14 protein-coding genes and 1 pseudogene are annotated in these 15443 nt (G+C 69.6%); 13 read left to right on the top strand and 2 right to left on the bottom strand.

Annotated elements, in window-relative coordinates:
- Positions 1-83: 83 nt before the first annotated feature.
- The 7 genes and pseudogenes from ACFV7Q_RS22315 to ACFV7Q_RS22285 all read left to right on the top strand — a co-directional run bounded on the left by ACFV7Q_RS22315 (position 84) and on the right by ACFV7Q_RS22285 (position 6922).
- Positions 84-314, top strand: coding sequence for a hypothetical protein (locus ACFV7Q_RS22315; protein WP_284576540.1), 231 nt, complete (start codon positions 84-86; stop codon positions 312-314).
- A 464-nt stretch (positions 315-778) separates the two neighbouring features.
- Positions 779-1441: pseudogene (locus ACFV7Q_RS22310) on the top strand (DUF3631 domain-containing protein); the annotation flags it as partial.
- Between the two features lie 55 nt (positions 1442-1496).
- Entirely contained in the window at positions 1497-1853 is a 357-nt protein-coding gene (locus ACFV7Q_RS22305; RefSeq protein WP_385430864.1) for a DUF3631 domain-containing protein, read from the top strand.
- A 359-nt stretch (positions 1854-2212) separates the two neighbouring features.
- Positions 2213-3073, top strand: coding sequence for a DUF2637 domain-containing protein (locus ACFV7Q_RS22300; RefSeq protein ID WP_385430862.1), 861 nt, complete (start codon positions 2213-2215; stop codon positions 3071-3073).
- 473 nt (positions 3074-3546) lie between these two features.
- Positions 3547-4098 (top strand): plasmid mobilization relaxosome protein MobC, encoded by a 552-nt coding sequence (mobC, locus tag ACFV7Q_RS22295; RefSeq protein WP_385430860.1) that lies wholly within the window; start codon positions 3547-3549, stop codon positions 4096-4098.
- Between the two features lie 5 nt (positions 4099-4103).
- Positions 4104-5804: a relaxase/mobilization nuclease domain-containing protein gene (locus ACFV7Q_RS22290; protein WP_385430858.1), complete on the top strand. Its 1701-nt coding sequence runs from the start codon at positions 4104-4106 to the stop codon at positions 5802-5804.
- 326 nt (positions 5805-6130) lie between these two features.
- The gene (locus ACFV7Q_RS22285) at positions 6131-6922 is read left to right on the top strand and encodes a ParB/RepB/Spo0J family partition protein (protein ID WP_385430856.1); all 792 of its coding nucleotides are present in this window, start codon (positions 6131-6133) and stop codon (positions 6920-6922) included.
- Positions 6923-7204: 282 nt separating this feature from the next.
- On the opposite strand, the gene serS is transcribed toward ACFV7Q_RS22285, so the two are convergent.
- Entirely contained in the window at positions 7205-8497 is a 1293-nt protein-coding gene (serS, locus tag ACFV7Q_RS22280; RefSeq protein WP_385430855.1) for a serine--tRNA ligase, read from the bottom strand.
- A gap of 197 nt (positions 8498-8694) precedes the next feature.
- Between serS and ACFV7Q_RS22275 the strand changes: the two genes are divergently transcribed.
- A complete protein-coding gene (locus ACFV7Q_RS22275) occupies positions 8695-9717 on the top strand; it encodes an NAD-dependent epimerase/dehydratase family protein (RefSeq protein WP_385430854.1) in 1023 nt (340 codons plus the stop codon).
- Between the two features lie 14 nt (positions 9718-9731).
- On the opposite strand, the gene ACFV7Q_RS22270 is transcribed toward ACFV7Q_RS22275, so the two are convergent.
- Complete coding sequence (locus ACFV7Q_RS22270) at positions 9732-10751, bottom strand: DNA-binding protein (protein WP_385430853.1); 1020 nt, start codon at positions 10749-10751, stop codon at positions 9732-9734.
- A gap of 749 nt (positions 10752-11500) precedes the next feature.
- On the opposite strand from ACFV7Q_RS22270, the gene ACFV7Q_RS22265 reads away from it, so the two are divergent.
- From ACFV7Q_RS22265 to ACFV7Q_RS22245, 5 genes are all read left to right on the top strand, one after another.
- Positions 11501-11767, top strand: coding sequence for a hypothetical protein (locus ACFV7Q_RS22265; RefSeq protein ID WP_385430852.1), 267 nt, complete (start codon positions 11501-11503; stop codon positions 11765-11767).
- A 214-nt stretch (positions 11768-11981) separates the two neighbouring features.
- Complete coding sequence (locus ACFV7Q_RS22260; RefSeq protein ID WP_385430850.1) at positions 11982-12341, top strand: hypothetical protein; 360 nt, start codon at positions 11982-11984, stop codon at positions 12339-12341.
- 4 nt (positions 12342-12345) lie between these two features.
- Positions 12346-13647, top strand: coding sequence for a radical SAM protein (locus ACFV7Q_RS22255; protein WP_385430849.1), 1302 nt, complete (start codon positions 12346-12348; stop codon positions 13645-13647).
- Positions 13644-14522 (top strand): radical SAM protein, encoded by an 879-nt coding sequence (locus ACFV7Q_RS22250; RefSeq protein WP_385430848.1) that lies wholly within the window; start codon positions 13644-13646, stop codon positions 14520-14522. Before ACFV7Q_RS22255 ends, ACFV7Q_RS22250 begins: the two co-directional genes overlap by 4 nt.
- An 18-nt stretch (positions 14523-14540) precedes the next feature.
- Positions 14541-15323 (top strand): hypothetical protein, encoded by a 783-nt coding sequence (locus ACFV7Q_RS22245; RefSeq protein WP_385430846.1) that lies wholly within the window; start codon positions 14541-14543, stop codon positions 15321-15323.
- Positions 15324-15443: the final 120 nt, after the last annotated feature.

Raw genomic sequence — 15443 nt, 5'->3', positions numbered from 1 at the left:
CTCGAACAGACTTGTTTCTCGTAGGCCCGGAGCCGGACGTGAGGACCGCGTTCGCCGACGGCTGTGACGAGAGGAGTCGCTGCGTGCGCGAGAACCCGACTGAAACCGGGCCGAAGGGGATGGGTCGCGAGGAGATATTGGCCCTACCGGCAGCCATTGACCTGGACACCAGCAACCGTGCGCTGGGTCTCGGGCGAAGCAAGGGCTACGAGCTGGCCAAGCGGGGCGAGTACCCGTGCAAGGTCCTGCGGCTGGGCAAGGCGTACCGCGTGGTGACCGCAGACCTGGTGAACCTGCTGGGACTGGCCGCTTGAGGGCGAGAGAAGGTAGCAGACCATTCTGCGCGGAGCTGACACAGAAGCGCTGGACTGTGCCAGGGGTCGGACGTACTGTTCGTCGTCGCCCGGCTCCTCCAAGGGCTCACGGCAAACAAGTGAGCCCCCGACGCGCCAACGTCGGAGGCCCCGGCAACATCCCCACCCGCAACCACACGGTCAACCCGAGTGGCCAGCACGCACGCGGCCACACGAGAAGGAGCTGCCCCTTGGAACCTACGACATCCACGCCCCCTGCCGCACCTGCCAAGGCGACCTGGCCTGCGGTCGCGGTCCCCGGCCAGCCCGGCGCCCACTTGCACGACGCACCGGCCTGGGGACTCGACACACCCGTCGAAGGCCCCGCTGAGGCGGAAGTGCCCCCGCCCGCACCGTCGACCCCCGCGTCAGAGGGGGAGGCGATCCTGGACGAGCTGCGCGCCACGATCCGCCGGTACGTAGTGATGCCCAGCGAGGAGGCCCTGACCGCCGCCACGCTGTGGGCGGCGGCCACACACCTCCAGACGGTGTGGCAGCACGCCCCGCGCCTCGCGGTGGTCGGACCGGCAAGGCGGTGCGGGAAGTCGCGGCTGCTGGAGGTCCTGATCGAGGCGGTCCACGAACCGCTGATCACGGTCAATGCGTCCGCGGCGGCGATCTTCCGCTCGATCAGCGAGGACAACCCGCCGACCCTGCTGGTGGACGAGGTCGACACGATCTTCGGGTCGGCGAAAGTCGCGGAGAAGAACGAGGAGATGCGCGGCCTGCTCAACGCGGGACATCAGCGCAACCGCCCCACCCTGCGCGTCTCGGGCCCGAACCACGACGTGCAGAAGTTCTCCACCTTCGCCATGGCCGCCCTGGCCGGCATCGGCGACCTGCCCGACACGATCATGGACCGGTCCGTGGTCATCCGCATGCGCCGCCGCGCCCGCAGCGAGAAGGTCGCCTCCTGGCGCTACGGCCGCGACGACCTGGCGGTCAGGGCGCTGCGGGAACGGCTCGCGGCATGGCTGGCCAGCGTGCGCGACGAGGCCATCGCGCTGGAGCCCAAGCTCCCGGTCGACGACCGCGCCGCCGACACGTGGGAGCCGTTGATCAGCGTCGCAGACCTCGCGGGCGGACGCTGGCCGATGATCGCCCGTACGGCGTGCAAGGCCATGACGGACTACGAGTCCGGCCATGACGGACTACGAGTCCGGCCGGGACCAGGACGGTGGGCTGAAGATCCGTATTCTGACCGACATCCGGAAAGTCTTCGCGAGTGTGGGCAATCCGCCCGCGCTACGGACCACCCACCTGCTGGACCTCCTCAACGCCGACCCAGAGGCGCCGTGGTCCGAGCACAGCCCCAAGGGGCTCACCCCGCGCGGCCTGCAGATCCTGCTCGATGACTACGGCATCGGCTCGGGCAACCGCCGCTTCCCCGACGGCAACCAGGCCAAGGGCTTTACCCCCGCGCAGTTCACCGACGCCTGGAACCGGTACTGCCCGCCGGAGAATCCCGCCGCAGAGGCCCTGCCCACCACCGGCGCCTGACCCTCCACGTCTCGTCCCACTCGTCCCCGCGCAGGTCAGCGCGGGGACGGGTGAGGGAGGCGCAACGAGTCGAATCGACATCACCGGCCTGCTGACCTGGTGAAACCTGCCGTCGAAAGCGTGCAACCGCCCGCCAAGCGGCTCCCAGGACGCGCGAGTCGGCACCCGTACCAACTCGTCCCCCACTCGTCTCACCGACCGTCCGGCACGCGGTATCGGACAGGTGCAACGAGTCGACTCGACATCAGCCGACCACCCGTACCTGCCCTGACCAGCGACAGGACGAGTGGGACGAGTCCGCACCTTTCACAGCCACCCACAGCGCGGTGGCCACACCTCAGCCCTTGGAGCGCACCCGCTTGACCACACCCACCCCCACGCTCAGAACCACCCCGACCGCCGAGCGGTACGTGCTGGCTGCCGCCGGATGCGTGATCGTCGCGCTGACCGCCGCAGGGTTTTGGCTCTCCTACGCCCATCTGGCCGAGGTCGCCGGACGCCACGGACTGGGCAACGCCCCCGAACGCCAGTGGGCCTGGCCAGCCACCCTGGACGCGTTCATCGTCTCCGGCGAGCTCCTGATGCTCCGCGCCAGCCTGCGCCGCGTGACCGACTGGTGGGCGATCGCACTGACCGCCACCGGCTCCCTCGGGTCCATCGCCCTGAACGTGGCCGGCGTCTACGGCACACGCGGCACCACCGAGGTCCCGCTCCTGGACTACGTGATCGCCGCCATCCCCCCGGCCGCCGCCCTCATGGCCTTCGGCGCCCTGATGCGGCAGATCCACCAGCACGTCGCCGAACCCGCAACCCCCCGCCCCTCGGACGACCGCTACCACCCTGCGGCGATCGCCGCCCAGCTCCCGCGCGACGATGGGCAAGCCTTCGGACGCCAGCCTGCACCCGCGGGCGAGGAGCTGGAGGATTCCGGTGACAATGCCGCTGAGGCTGCCGAGGAGTCGGACCTGGATGCCGGTCCGCACAAAGCCGACCCGCCCGCCGTCCCCTCCCGGAAGGTCGGCCGACCCACAACCGGTGACCTGGACGAGTTCCTCGCGATCGTGGAGAAGCTGGAAGGGAAGCCGACGTTGAAGCAGATGCGGGCGGCCATCGAAGCCGAGGGTCACTCGATCAGCAACGAGCGCCTGGGGAAGGTGAAGAAGGATCTCGTGGGCCTCCGCAGGCAGCAAGCCCTCAGCGGAACCGCCCCCGGATACTGACCGATATTCACCGCAGGTCAACGCCGGTAAGGCCGGATGGGGACCGTGGCTGCCTGCTGGCCACGGTCCCCGGCGATCACCGTAGAACCCGCGTCCCCGACCACCGGCCCCCGTCCCCAGCCCGCGATCCGTACTCCACGGTCCCCTGCACCAGGGCAGCCATCCGCGTATTCCGGGGACCGACGGACTTCCGGTCATCTCCTTGCTGACCGCGCGCCGCAACCTCTGCCAACGTCGCTGGCGCCCGCCTGCCGACCTCGCCTGTCCCCGCATCGCCAGCAGCCACCCCCGCATCGGAGAAGCACCCTGTGACGCTCGACCCGAACGACCCCGACTCCACGCCCTCACCGGTCTCGAAGTCGCCTAGCCTGACAAGCCGTTGGCAGCGTGCGTTCGGGATGACGGCCCCTGGCGGAGCCAGTAGTACCCCGAGTCCGACTCAAGGCCGGCCTTCGGGGATCTCCGCCCCAGGGGTGGCGGAGACGGCCCAGCGCCAGGGGGCGCAGGACCGGGGGGTCGGGTCCGAGGGCGGCCCCGACCAGGACAAGCTCCACGCCATCCAACGCGAGATCCTCCGCGCCGAACGCGACCCCCAGCCCGCCGCCGGCCAGCCGACAATGCAGAGCGTCCGGCCCACGATCCGCCGCTTCACCGGCAACAAGCGCACCGACCGAGTCGGCCCGCTGCGCTTCACCGACACTGAGCGCGCCCGCCTGGTCGAGGCCGCCGCCGAGCACAACTACAAGGGCGAATCCGGCCTCGCCGCCGACATCGTCCTCGCCTTCATCGACGGTCGGTTCACCGCCAACCTCCCCCTGTCCGAGGATCGCCGCCGCACCCACGTCTTCCGCGCCCAGGTCCTGCGCCAGTGCAACCGCATCGGCGTCAACATCAACCAGATCGCCCGCGCCCTGAACAGCGACCTCACCCCGCCCGACATACGCCAGCGCCTCGACGAACTCCACGACCTGCTCACGGTGATCGCCGAGGCCCTGCGCGAACCCGCCGACCCGAGGGAGGTCTGACGATCGTGATCGCCGCCATCAAGCCCGCCGGCGCCAACACCCGCGGACTGCTCGCCTACCTCTACGGCCCCGGCCGTCACGACGAGCACACCGACCCGCACATCGTGGCCGGCTTCGCCATGCTCGCCATGCCCGACCCCGGCCGCGCCGAGAACGCCACCCTCACCCAGCTCGCCCGCTATCTCGACGAACCCGTCCGCCTCCGCAACAGCGAGTTCGGCAAGAAGATCACCGACCACGTCTGGCACTGCCCCGTCCGCGCAGCCCCCGAAGACCGCCACCTCTCCGACGCCGAGTGGGGCGAGATCGCCCAGCGCATCGTCGCCGCGGCCGGCATCGCCCCCGAAGGGGACGACCTGGCCTGCCGCTGGATCGCCGTACGCCACGCCGACGACCACATCCACATCCTCGCCACCACCGTCCGCGAGGACGGTCGTCGGCCCAAGCTCCACGACAGCGGCATCCGCGTCGGCGACGCCTGCCGCCAGATCGAGAAGGACTACGGCCTGCGCCGCCTGAAGAGGGGCGACCGCACCGGCACCCGCGCCCCCACCCAGGCCGAGATGCACAAGGCCCAGCGCCTCGGCTGGGAGCAGACCAGCCGCGAGTGGCTCCAGGACCGCATTCGCGCCGCCATCCCCCACGCCCGCACCGCCGAGGAACTCCTCGCCTACCTCGAAGCCGACGGCATCGCGATCAAGGCCAGGCGCGGCCCCTCCGGGGACCTCCTCGGCTACGCCGCAGGCCGCCCCGGCGACCTCAACAAGGACGGCGAACAGATCTTCCACCCTGGTGGGAAGATCGCCCCCGACCTCACCCTCCCCAAGCTGCAGGCCCGCCTCGAAGCCGGCCAACCCGAGGAACACCCCACCGCCCGCCGCAACCGCCCGACCACTGCCTGGCACCAGGCCACCGAAGCCCTCGACAGCTTCCGCACCGACCTCGCCGACGACACCCATGCCCAAGCGCACATCACCGCCCTCGGCGAACTCCTCGAAGCCACCGCCCAGAAGGCCCCCACCCACCTCCGCGCCGAACTCCAAGCCGCATCGAAGGCGTTCGCACGCGCCCAGCGCTCCCAGATCCGCGCGGAAGACCGCGCCGCCCACGCCATCCGCCATGCGGCCCGGGACATCGTCCACACCGCCACCGGCCCCGACGGCAGCGCCCTCGCCGCCCTCATCGCCGCCCTCCTGTGGGCCGGGATCATCGCCAACCGCTGGCACGAGGCAAAGGGCCACGCCCACCAAGCCGACGCCGCCCGTCAAGCCCTCCACCACCTACAGGCAGCCGCTGACCAGGCCCTCACCCCCACGCTCGTCGTACTCGAACAGCGTCAACCGAAGCAGGAGATACGCCGCACGCTCGCTCACGACGTACGCGCCGCCGTCCCCGACCATGCAGACCGCATCCTCACCGACCCCAGCTGGCCTGCCCTCGCAGCCCTCCTCGCCGACGCGGAAGCCCGAGGCCACCAACCCCACCAGCTCCTGAAGGAGGCCGCAGCCCAGCGCGAACTGGCCACAGCCCGCCAGCCCGCCCGGGTCCTGCTCACCCGTCTCCAGCACACCAGCCGCAACCCAAGCCCCAACCCCCGGGCTGAAGCCGCCCGCCTCCGCACTGTGGCGTCGGTGACCGGCCAGCAGGCCACCCCCACGCTGCCGCCAGCAGCACCCGGAGGCCGGCCCAACCGCCCGCGACGCTGACCCCTGGAATCTCGCCATCGGCACCCGCCCTACACCCCAGCAGGACACGTTTGTCCCCGCAGCACACCGCGGCTGTGCTCAGGTGGCCGACCGCCACCGTGGCCGTTCTCTGGGCCGAGGCGCACAGGCGGATCCGGCCGCGATCGCCGTGAGTGGGCCGACATGTATAGCCGACGATCCCCGGTTAGCCAAACCGGGGATTCCCAAGACCATTTACATATACGGGCCCGCGCCCAACTCCACCCAGACGCACAGCACCCGCACGGTGCTGTCGGCACACCCACACCACAAGGAGTACCACCCTGAAGTTCCACCCCACCGCTGCCATGTTTCCGCCGCTCACCAACGAGGAGCTCCACGAGCTGACCGAGTCGATCAGGACCCACGGCCTGCGCCACCCGATCGTCCTCGGCCCCGATGGAACCCTCCTCGACGGCCGCCACCGACTCGCCGTCTGCAAGGCTCTCGGAGTCGAACCCCTCTTCACCACTTACGAAGGAGATGACCCCGACGGATACGCCCTGTCCGTCAACATCCGCCAGCGCAACCTGACCACGGGGCAGGCGGCGATGATCGCTACCAAGCTCCAAGCCAGCACCAAGACGAACGAACAGCTCTCCCCCGAGGCGGCGGTGCGTTCCCTCAGTGAGAGGACAGGTGTCTCCATTGGCCGACTGGAGCTGGCCGACATGGTCATGCGACACGAGCCCGAGCTCATCGAGCCAGTCATCACGCGTGCTGTCAGTTTGGACAAGGCCCACGAGATCGCACTCACCAACAAGGTCCGTGCACAAGTCAGCCAGCAGCACCTCGCCCGCCTGCGCACCGATGCCCCTGACCTTGCCGACCGCGTCATCGCGGGTGAACTCACGGCGTTTCAGGCATGGAACAAGCACCAGGGTCGCATCAAGGAAGACGCACGGCAGCGCAGGGTCGCGACCTATCTCCTGTGCGATGTCGTAACGTCTCTGGCGCAGACGCGCGGCTCCAGGACCTTTGCGAGGTATGACCCCCAGTACGAGGCACCGCGCCGCGCCGTCACCCGCGAGACCATCGCCCACGCGATGACCGCGCTCACGGAAATGGACGCCGTATGGCGGGAGCGCAACCTCCCCTGAGCCGTACCCGTGAGACCCGGCAACGCGAGATCATTCGGAAGGCGGGCCAAGTTCGCCCCCCATCTCACAGGGTCCTTCGAGATGGATGGCCAGCACCTCCGGAGTCACGTCCTCAGCCCGTGGCTCCGTAGTCCGACTTGATCACATGACGCCCTCTGGGGGCCGGCGCCGAAACGCACTGGCCCCCAGAGGCATTGCGCTTACCGGCGCAGCCGCCCCTTGATGGGGCGATCAACCAGCGGCCATGGAACTCGGAGCTCGCCGAACAGAGCCCGGTACACGCTATGCCTCCGGTGTTCCGTCCGCCGAGATGCGGCGGAAGCCGAGGTACGGAGCGAGGGATTCGGGAAGGAGGAGCGAGCCGTCCTGCTGCTGGCACTGCTCGAGGAGCGCGGCCACGGTGCGGCCGATGGGCAGGCCGGAGCCGTTGAGGGTGGCGACGAGCTTGGGCTTGCCGTCCTCGCCCCGGGTGCGGATGTTCGCGCGGCGGGCCTGGAAGGTGCCGAAGTTCGAGACCGAGGAGATCTCGCGGTACGTGTTCTGGCTCGGGATCCAGACCTCGATGTCGTACGTGAGCTGCGCGGAGAAGCCCGTATCGCCGGCCGCCAGCTTGACGACGCGGTAGGCGAGGCCGAGCTCCCTCAGGCACGCCTCGGCGTGGCCGACCATCGTCTCCAGCGTGGCATCCGCGTCCGCCGGGTCGACCATCTGGACGATCTCGACCTTGGCGAACTGGTGCTGGCGGATCAGACCCCGGGTGTCACGCCCGTACGAGCCCGCCTCGGACCGGAAGCACGGCGTGTGCGCGGTCAGGCCAAGCGGCAGGTCGGCCGGCGGGATGATCTCGTCGGCGTAGAGGTTGGTCAGCGGTACCTCGGCCGTCGGGATGAGGAACAGCTCACGGTCGGCTACGCCGGTCTTGAACAGGTCCTCCTCGAACTTCGGCAGCTGTCCGGTACCGGTCATCGTCTTGCGGCTGACCAGGTACGGGACCGCGTGCTCGACGTACCCGTGCCGACGGGTGTGAATGTCGAGGAACAGCGTCGCCAAGGCGCGCTCCAGGGCAGCGCCCGCCCCACGGGAAACGACGAACCGGGGGCCCGACAGCTTCGTCGCGCGGGCGAAGTCGAGGATGCCCGTGCTCTCGCCCAGGTCGACGTGGTCCTTCGGCTCGAAGGAAAAGGCCGGCGGGGTGCCGACGCGCCGGACCTCGACCGCGAACTCCTCGGAGTCACCGTCCGGGGCCGCGTCGTCGGGCAGGTTCGGGATGGTCAGGAGCAGCTCGCGCAGCTCCTCCTGCACCTGCTCCTGCTCGGCGTCGATGTCCCGGATCTGGTCCTTCAGCTCCCGGGCACGCTCCTTCAGCGTGGAGATGTCGCCGCCCTGCTTGGCCGTCTGCTGGACCTCGCTCGCCACCCGCTTGGCCTCCGCCCGCAGCTCGTCGGCCGAGCGGATGCTCTGGTTGCGCCGGGACTGGAGGTCTTCCAGCCGGGACAGGTTCAGGGAGTAACCGCGACGAGCGAGCCGACGAACAGCTTCGGCACCCATTTCGATCAGGGCGCGGGCATCATGCATGAGGGGGATCCTTTTTATCCAGCGAGTGGGATGGGGATTCCAGAGCGACGGTAGCAACAGCGCCCCCTCGCGGATCCGGAATATCGCCGTGTGATCTCTGCGGCGCAGAGCTACGGGTCCACGTACGTCCAAATCCCGCCAGCGTCGACCAGGGCCGGGATGGTGCCCGCCCGGTGCTTCGTGACAGGGTCGACCCCATGCGGATTTTGGTGATGGGCGGCACCTGGTTCCTCGGCCGCGCGATTGTTGACGAAGCTCTGCGACGCGGCTGGGAGGTGACCACCTTCAACCGCGGCCGTTCCGGGGCGGTTGAGGGCGCCGACACGGTCCGCGGTGACCGGACTGACCTCGACGACGTGAAGCGGCTGGCCACTCACGGGCCGTGGGATGCCGTGATTGACACCTCCAGCAGCGAGTTTTCGCCTCATGATGTATTCCTCGCCACCGAGGCCCTGCGGCCGGTTGCCGCCCGGTGGGTGCACGTCTCCACGGTGTCCGTATACCAGGGCTGGCCCCATCACCCGCTCACTGAGGATTCCCCGCTGCTGGAGTGCCCACCGGACGCGGACGAGTCGTTCGGACACACCGGCCCAGACGGCAGCCCGACGAAGTACGGATTCCAGAAGGCCGGCGGAGAGGCCGCGGTTCGAACCGCGTTCGGGGACGACTCGGTGTTCGTGCGGCCGGGGGTGATCCTGGGCCCCGGCGAGTACGTCGGCCGCCTCCCGTGGTGGCTCACCAGGGCCCATCGCGGCGGCCCGATCGTTGTGCCGGCTCCGGGCGAGCAGCGCGTCCAGCCCGTCGACGTGCGCGACGTCGCCGCCTTCGCCGTCGATCAGGCCGCAGCTGGTACCCCAGGGCGGGCCTTCAACATCGCCCACCCCGAGGGCATCAGCTGGGCGGACTTCATCAGCGCATGCCTCGCGATCACGGGCGGCATCGGCCATCCGGTGTGGACCGACGCCGCGACCCTCACGGCGCACGACGTCAAGCAGTGGACGGAGCTTCCGCTGTGGCGTACCCATGCTGGCGTGTGGTCCGTCGACGCCTCCCGTGCCGCAGCAGCCGGGCTCCGGTGCCGTCCGCTCGCGGACACCATTGCCGATACCTGGGCGTGGATGCAGGCGGACGGACGACCGGTCGAGCACCCGAGGTGGTCCGAACACGGCGTGGACCCGGACAAGGAGGCCCAGATCCTCGCTGCCCTCGGCCACGCGTAAGGAGGGCGAGCGGATCAGGAATCGATGGCGAGCAGCCCTCGCCCAGTACCCAACTGCCTCGGCGCTGAGCGGCGGCCGAACTCCTCGATCCGCTCGCCCAGCGTGACCGCCGCGCCCGCCCCCCTGAACGCGGGGGCGGTCAGCGCCCGCCTCAAGCTCCCGGTGCGCTCCAGCAGCCCAGCCACGCGTTGGTCCTCAGGAATCGCCCAGACCGTCTCCAGCGTCACCGTCGCCGCGTCTAGGTCGCCCCGCAGGAGCTGCGCGGCTGCGAGGTCGGCCGCGGCCTTCCCGCGTACGGACGCCGACTGCCGGGCCGGCGGCCGGGACGAGACAAGATCCAGCGCCCGCTGCGCGGTGGCCTCGGCACCTGCCCCGTCGCCGACGAGTAGGGCCGTCGTGCCGTTGGACATCAACAGCCGCTCCTCGCTGAACGCGAACTCGCCGCCCACGCCATCGTGCAGCTCGTCGCGCTCCCCGCGATCCTGGCGGGTCGATGCGACGAGCGCCCGGGTCGCCCGCTCGTGGTCTCCGAGGTGTCCGTGGGCGCGGGCCTCGATGGACAGCAACCGACGGCGAGCCGTGTCCCCCAAGCCTGCATAGGCCAGCGCCGTCCGGGCCTGCCGTACCGCCTCCGACGGGCGCCCCGTGAAGTAGGCACAGATCGCCAAGGACCCGGTCGCATAGGCGCGCAGCGGATCGAACCGAGCCATCTCCCCGTACAGGGCTGCCGACCGAGCAAGCCGAGCCGAGTCGTCCAGGGAGCCGAGGTCGAATGCGGCGGTCGACAGCAGCGCGCACGCCTGCCCGGCCACGATCAGCAGGTCCTGCTGTTGGGCGGGCACCTGTGTCAGCCCCCGCTGGTGCTCCGCCTCCGTGCGAAGCACCCTGGCCCGCCGGAAGATGTCGAACGCGCTCACCGCCCCATAGGAGCGGGCGAGAGCAAGGGCGTCGTCGCGAAGTTGGTCGATGGTGGTGTCGGATACACACTGCGCGGCGGCAGCACCCGCCTCATCTGCGGCGTCACGTGCGGTCATTGCAATGTCACTTTCGAGGTCGTACGCAACAGGAGCCCCCGACGTCGTCGGAGACGGCGTAGGCGGAGGACCGAAAAGCGCGACGGTCTCCACCTCGAACAGGCGCTCAAGCACCCGGCACGTGTCCGGTCCCGGCAGGGTTTTGATCCGTCCCGATGTCCACCGCCGGAACTGTGCCTCGGACACCGACAGACCCGGTAAGCCGGCCTGTGAGGCCGCCCGCGCAAAGGCGGCAGCGAAGTCCCGGTACCGCCAGCGTCGTTGCTGGACCAATACGCGTAACAGGGTGGCCGGATCGTGCATCGGTCGCTCCCTCAAAGTCAGGAGACGGGTCACAACACCCCGTCCTCTCCGTTGACTACCGGCCAACCGGCTTGATCCGCAATGGAATCCGCGCACATGACATGCCGATGCCACCTCCATGACACCCCACACACCCAAGTGGGCGCCAGATGACATCTGCGGCGTCATGGCCGTGACACCCGCACCAGAGGGACTCTTACGCCACCCCAAGGAGCCCAGCGAAGGGAACGGATCGTGAGCAGCCCCCGGCTTCCCCGCCGAACCCCCGGCGCGACCAACCAGCAGTACGAGGCAGCGGTAGCCCCATACGCGGAGACTGACGCGGGCCCGTCGTTGGAGAGGCGCCGCTTGCCGCGGGCGGCGGAGACGTTCCGGGCCGAGCGCGGTAATCCCGCCACCTGGAGCTCCGCCCAGTTCGACGCCTTCCTCGGTCTCGGGGGTGCCCAGTGACCACGACCACCGACGCGAACCTCTGGGTGGCGGACGACCCTGGTCACCCGCTGCTAGGCCGAGAGGTCGCACAGCCATCCAGCGGGCGGACCGGAACCGTCGGCACCGTTCTGATCTACACATCGAAGATCACCGGCCGGGTGGTCAAGAGGGTGGCGCACATGCGCCCGCTGGACGACTCGGGCCGAGAGTGGACGGCGGACCCCGGCTCTCTCCAGCCCCTGCGCCCGCTGGCTTCCAACGTGGCGGCGGACCCTCGGTGACCACCGTCCAGTCGGTACGGGGCAGCGGCACCCGGAGCTGAACAGACTTCCCGCTCGTGTTGCCAGCCACCAGTCGGCCACGTGCGGGGAACGGCGCCCCGTGGGCGCCGTGCACCAAACCGCTCGGAGCGCTGTATGGCATCCCGAGCGGCGGCCAGCAGAGCGGATCAGAGCTGCCCAACCGGGCAGTCACCCTTCCATCAAGGAGATCGGCATGCCGAAACCCAGGAAAGAGAAGCAGAACCACCTGATCTACGCGGACGTCGTGGACTCCAAGTCCAAGGCGGGCGTGTGGATGGGCGAGCGTGCGTCCTTCCGCGAGAAGCAGGGCCGCATCCTCGAGGCGCTCAAGGAGCGCACCGACTGGGTTGAGCTCAACGACGCGATCATGGTCATCAGCACCGAGCCCGCCGGCCTCACGGTCATCGTGCCGAACCCGACGCTCCCCGGCGTCATCGTCCTCTCCGACGGCGGCAGCCCCGCGGCATCGGCCCGGCTCCAGGCCGATGCCGAGGAGCAGGTCCGCGCCGTCATGGGCGAGCTGGGCATCGCCGAAGAGGAAACGGCGGCCTGACCCAGTGACCGCTCCCCTGCTGCTGTGGGGGAAGTACTTCCAGTACGACCGGGCCGGGGAGGCTGTCCTCCTCGACCCGGTCACCCTGGACAGTGTGCTTCTCGACTCCGGCGAGGTCGCTGACCTCGCCGGAGTCTCCCCGACCGCGACCCATGAAGCCCTCGCTGGGCTCGGCTTCACCCAGGACGGCCCCGCCGCCGACCGCCGTGAAGCACTCCACAACCGCCTTCAGGCCCTCGGATTCGACCCGACACCGCAACGGATCAGCGGGCTTCGGGTGGTCCTCACCGACCGCTGCAACATGGCCTGTACGTACTGCTTCGTCGACACCAACACCGGCAAGCCGGACATGACCGAGGAGGAGCTCGCCACCGGCCTGGAGTTCCTGTTCGAGCAGAACGCCGGCCAGGAGGAGGTGTCCATCCAGTGGTTCGGCGGCGAGCCGACCATCCGCTTCGACCTCATGAAGTACGGCGACGAACTCGCTGACACCCTCGCCACCCGCTACGGCGTCGCACGCGTCCGCCGCACCGTCGTCACCAACGGCGCCCGGCTCACGGACGAGTCCCTCGACCACTTCGTGCAGCGCGAGTATGGAGTCGGGATCTCCATCGACGGCCCGCCTGGGATCAACTCCGCCAACCGGCTCCTCCTGGGCGGCCAGCCTGCCGACGACCGGATCCGCCGCAACGTCGGCCGCCTGATCGCGGCCAAGGGCCTGCACGTCGGCTGTAACCTCACCCCCACGGCATCGAACATCGGGCGCCTGGCTGAGACCGTGCGGTGGATCATCGACGACCTCGGCCTGAAGTTCATCTACGTCAACACCCCCATCCCCACGGGGGGTGAGTGGCGAGTCAACGGCGCCGAGCTGGCCCGCGAGCTGTACGAGGCACGCCTGACCGCGCTCGGCAGGGGCGGGATGCTCTTCTCCGTCCTCGACCGCGCCTTCCAGGCCCTCGACACCCGACGGCCGATGCTGTTCGACCACATGCAGGGCGACCGCAGCCTGAACGCCGCCCTGCTGCCCGGCAACAGGGTCAGCGTGTGTGACATCAACTTCACGGAGCCCTCGTTCCTCCATACCGTCGACGAGCTCCGCCAGAACCCCGGCCTGCTGACCGCCGCGGCGAAGAAGGTCGCTCCGATCCCTGCCTGCGGCGACTGCCCTGCCCTGGCCATCTGCGGCGGACCGTCCCGCAACGAGCAGGCACTCATCGGCGGCGACACACCGGATCCGCAGATGTGCGCCTTCTACACGAGCACCGTGTCCATCGCGGTCTGGGACAACACGGGGGTCCAATGAGCACCCCCGCCCGTACCGCGCTGGTCTCCACGGCCGGCCACTGCAAGGTCGCGTGCGGTTTCTGCTTCCGGGCCGACCGGGCTCACGGCTTCCTCACCGTCGAGACCTACGCCCGGGCCCTGTCGCGGCTGAGGGAGACCGGAGTGGGGGGCGTGTGCCTGACCGGAGGCGAGCCGACCCACCATCCGGAGCTCCGGAAGCTCGTCCGCCTGGCCCACCAGTTCGGGATGTCCGTGTCCATGGTGACCTCGGCCCGTACCGAGGCCGAGGTCACCGCCCTCACGGAGGTCGAGCACCTTCTGACCAACGTCACCGTCTCCGCTGATTCCGAGGGCGCGATGGCCCTCGGCCGGACGACGCGGACCGTGGCCTCCGCCGTTGCAACACTGCTGGCCGTGGACGTTCCGGCGAAGGTACTTCACTTGACCTACTTGGACGTGGCGGAGGAGGAGGCCGCGCAGATCGCCGGCCTCGTCGCCGGGACAGGCATTGAGGTCCAGCTCAGCCCCGTACTCCTCACTGAGCAGGGCTTAGTCAGGGCTGGCGGATCGCTCCAGGACTCTGTGAAGCTCAGAGAGGCTGACACGGAGACCCTTGCCGGGCGCTTCCGCCTGTCCAACGCGTACCGGTCGTACCTCGATGATCTGCGTCGGATGCAGCTGTCCGACGACGAGGGCCATCCCTGCCGGTCAGCGACCCTCTACATGTCCGCCGAGGGCGAGATACGGCGCTGCCCCTACGGCGCGGACGGGGTCAGCGTCCAGGCCCCGCGTGCCGAGATCAGGGGCTTCCTCGAAGCGCCGGCGAAGGACCGTGTCGGACCCGACTGCGCCGCCATCTGCCGCCCCGCGTCGCACGCCTGCGCGGCGGCCTGAGCACAGGGAGCCATCATCGTGCACGCACCGGTCTCCGTCACCGACCCGCACAACTTCACCGCCTGCTGGAGGCAACCGCCGAACTTCCGCCTGCACGTCCCGTTCGACTACCTCTTCATGCCCGCCATCGACATCCTCGACCACATCCGCCAGGACGAAGAGGTGCGGTTCACCATCCTCGGCGAGGAGGACTGGCAGGTCCGCATGGACCGCACGGCCGCCTTCCGGACGGCCCCGGTCGAGGAGATCACCACCTGGCCCTTCCGCCTGGTGCACTTCAACCTCTCCCGGTTCTACGGCGAACTCCTGGACGGCTTCCAGGACGAGGTCATGATCCCCTGGCGCACGTACCTCGCCTCCCAGGGATTCACCTGGCAGCGGTGCGCGCCCATCCTCTTCCTGTCCTCCCAGGGGGCCACCTCGACGTACCACAACGACAACTCGCACGGCCTCGTCTGGCAGGTCCACGGCACCAAGACCTTCCACAGCTACCACAACCCCGACAAGCACCTGTCGGCAGAAGCCGCCGTCATTGGCGAGACCACAGCCGAGGAACCGCCGGCCCACGACGAGACGGACCGGCAGTCCGTGACCATGCACCCCGGTGACCAGCTGTGGAGCCACGCCCTGACCCCGCACTGGGTAACCACAGAGTCCCCGCTCGCGCTCAGCGTGACCATCTCCCACGGCGGCCTGTGCCACCAGGGTGGCTACGCCGACCGCGAGCTGGCCCTCCGGTCCCACTGGGACAAGAACCCGGCCGAAGCATGGACCCTCGACCTGGGCCACACCCGCTACTGAGCACCTCGTGGCGCGGGCCCCCCCCCCCGACGGCGGGGGGGGCCGCCGGCCGGACGCCAAAGAAAAGGGGGTCAGCCCGTTGGGGGCGCCGACCAGGGAGGCCCCCGCGCGGATGGGGTG

Source organism: Streptomyces sp. NPDC059851, assembly GCF_042732005.1.
Lineage (GTDB): Bacteria > Actinomycetota > Actinomycetes > Streptomycetales > Streptomycetaceae > Streptomyces.
Note: the sequence above shows the minus strand (reverse complement) of the source record. Positions and strands in the feature narration are given on the sequence as shown.

Bases quoted from the DNA above. Each gene is read 5' to 3' on its own strand.
- ACFV7Q_RS22305 (WP_385430864.1), top strand. From the start codon at position 1,497: ATGACGGACTACGAGTCCGGCCGGGACCAGGACGGTGGGCTGAAGATC.
- ACFV7Q_RS22285 (WP_385430856.1), top strand. From the start codon at position 6,131: ATGTTTCCGCCGCTCACCAACGAGGAGCTCCACGAGCTGACCGAGTCG.
- serS (WP_385430855.1), bottom strand. From the start codon at position 8,497: ATGCATGATGCCCGCGCCCTGATCGAAATGGGTGCCGAAGCTGTTCGT.
- ACFV7Q_RS22275 (WP_385430854.1), top strand. From the start codon at position 8,695: ATGCGGATTTTGGTGATGGGCGGCACCTGGTTCCTCGGCCGCGCGATT.
- ACFV7Q_RS22270 (WP_385430853.1), bottom strand. From the start codon at position 10,751: ATGACCGCACGTGACGCCGCAGATGAGGCGGGTGCTGCCGCCGCGCAG.
- ACFV7Q_RS22260 (WP_385430850.1), top strand. From the start codon at position 11,982: ATGCCGAAACCCAGGAAAGAGAAGCAGAACCACCTGATCTACGCGGAC.
- ACFV7Q_RS22250 (WP_385430848.1), top strand. From the start codon at position 13,644: ATGAGCACCCCCGCCCGTACCGCGCTGGTCTCCACGGCCGGCCACTGC.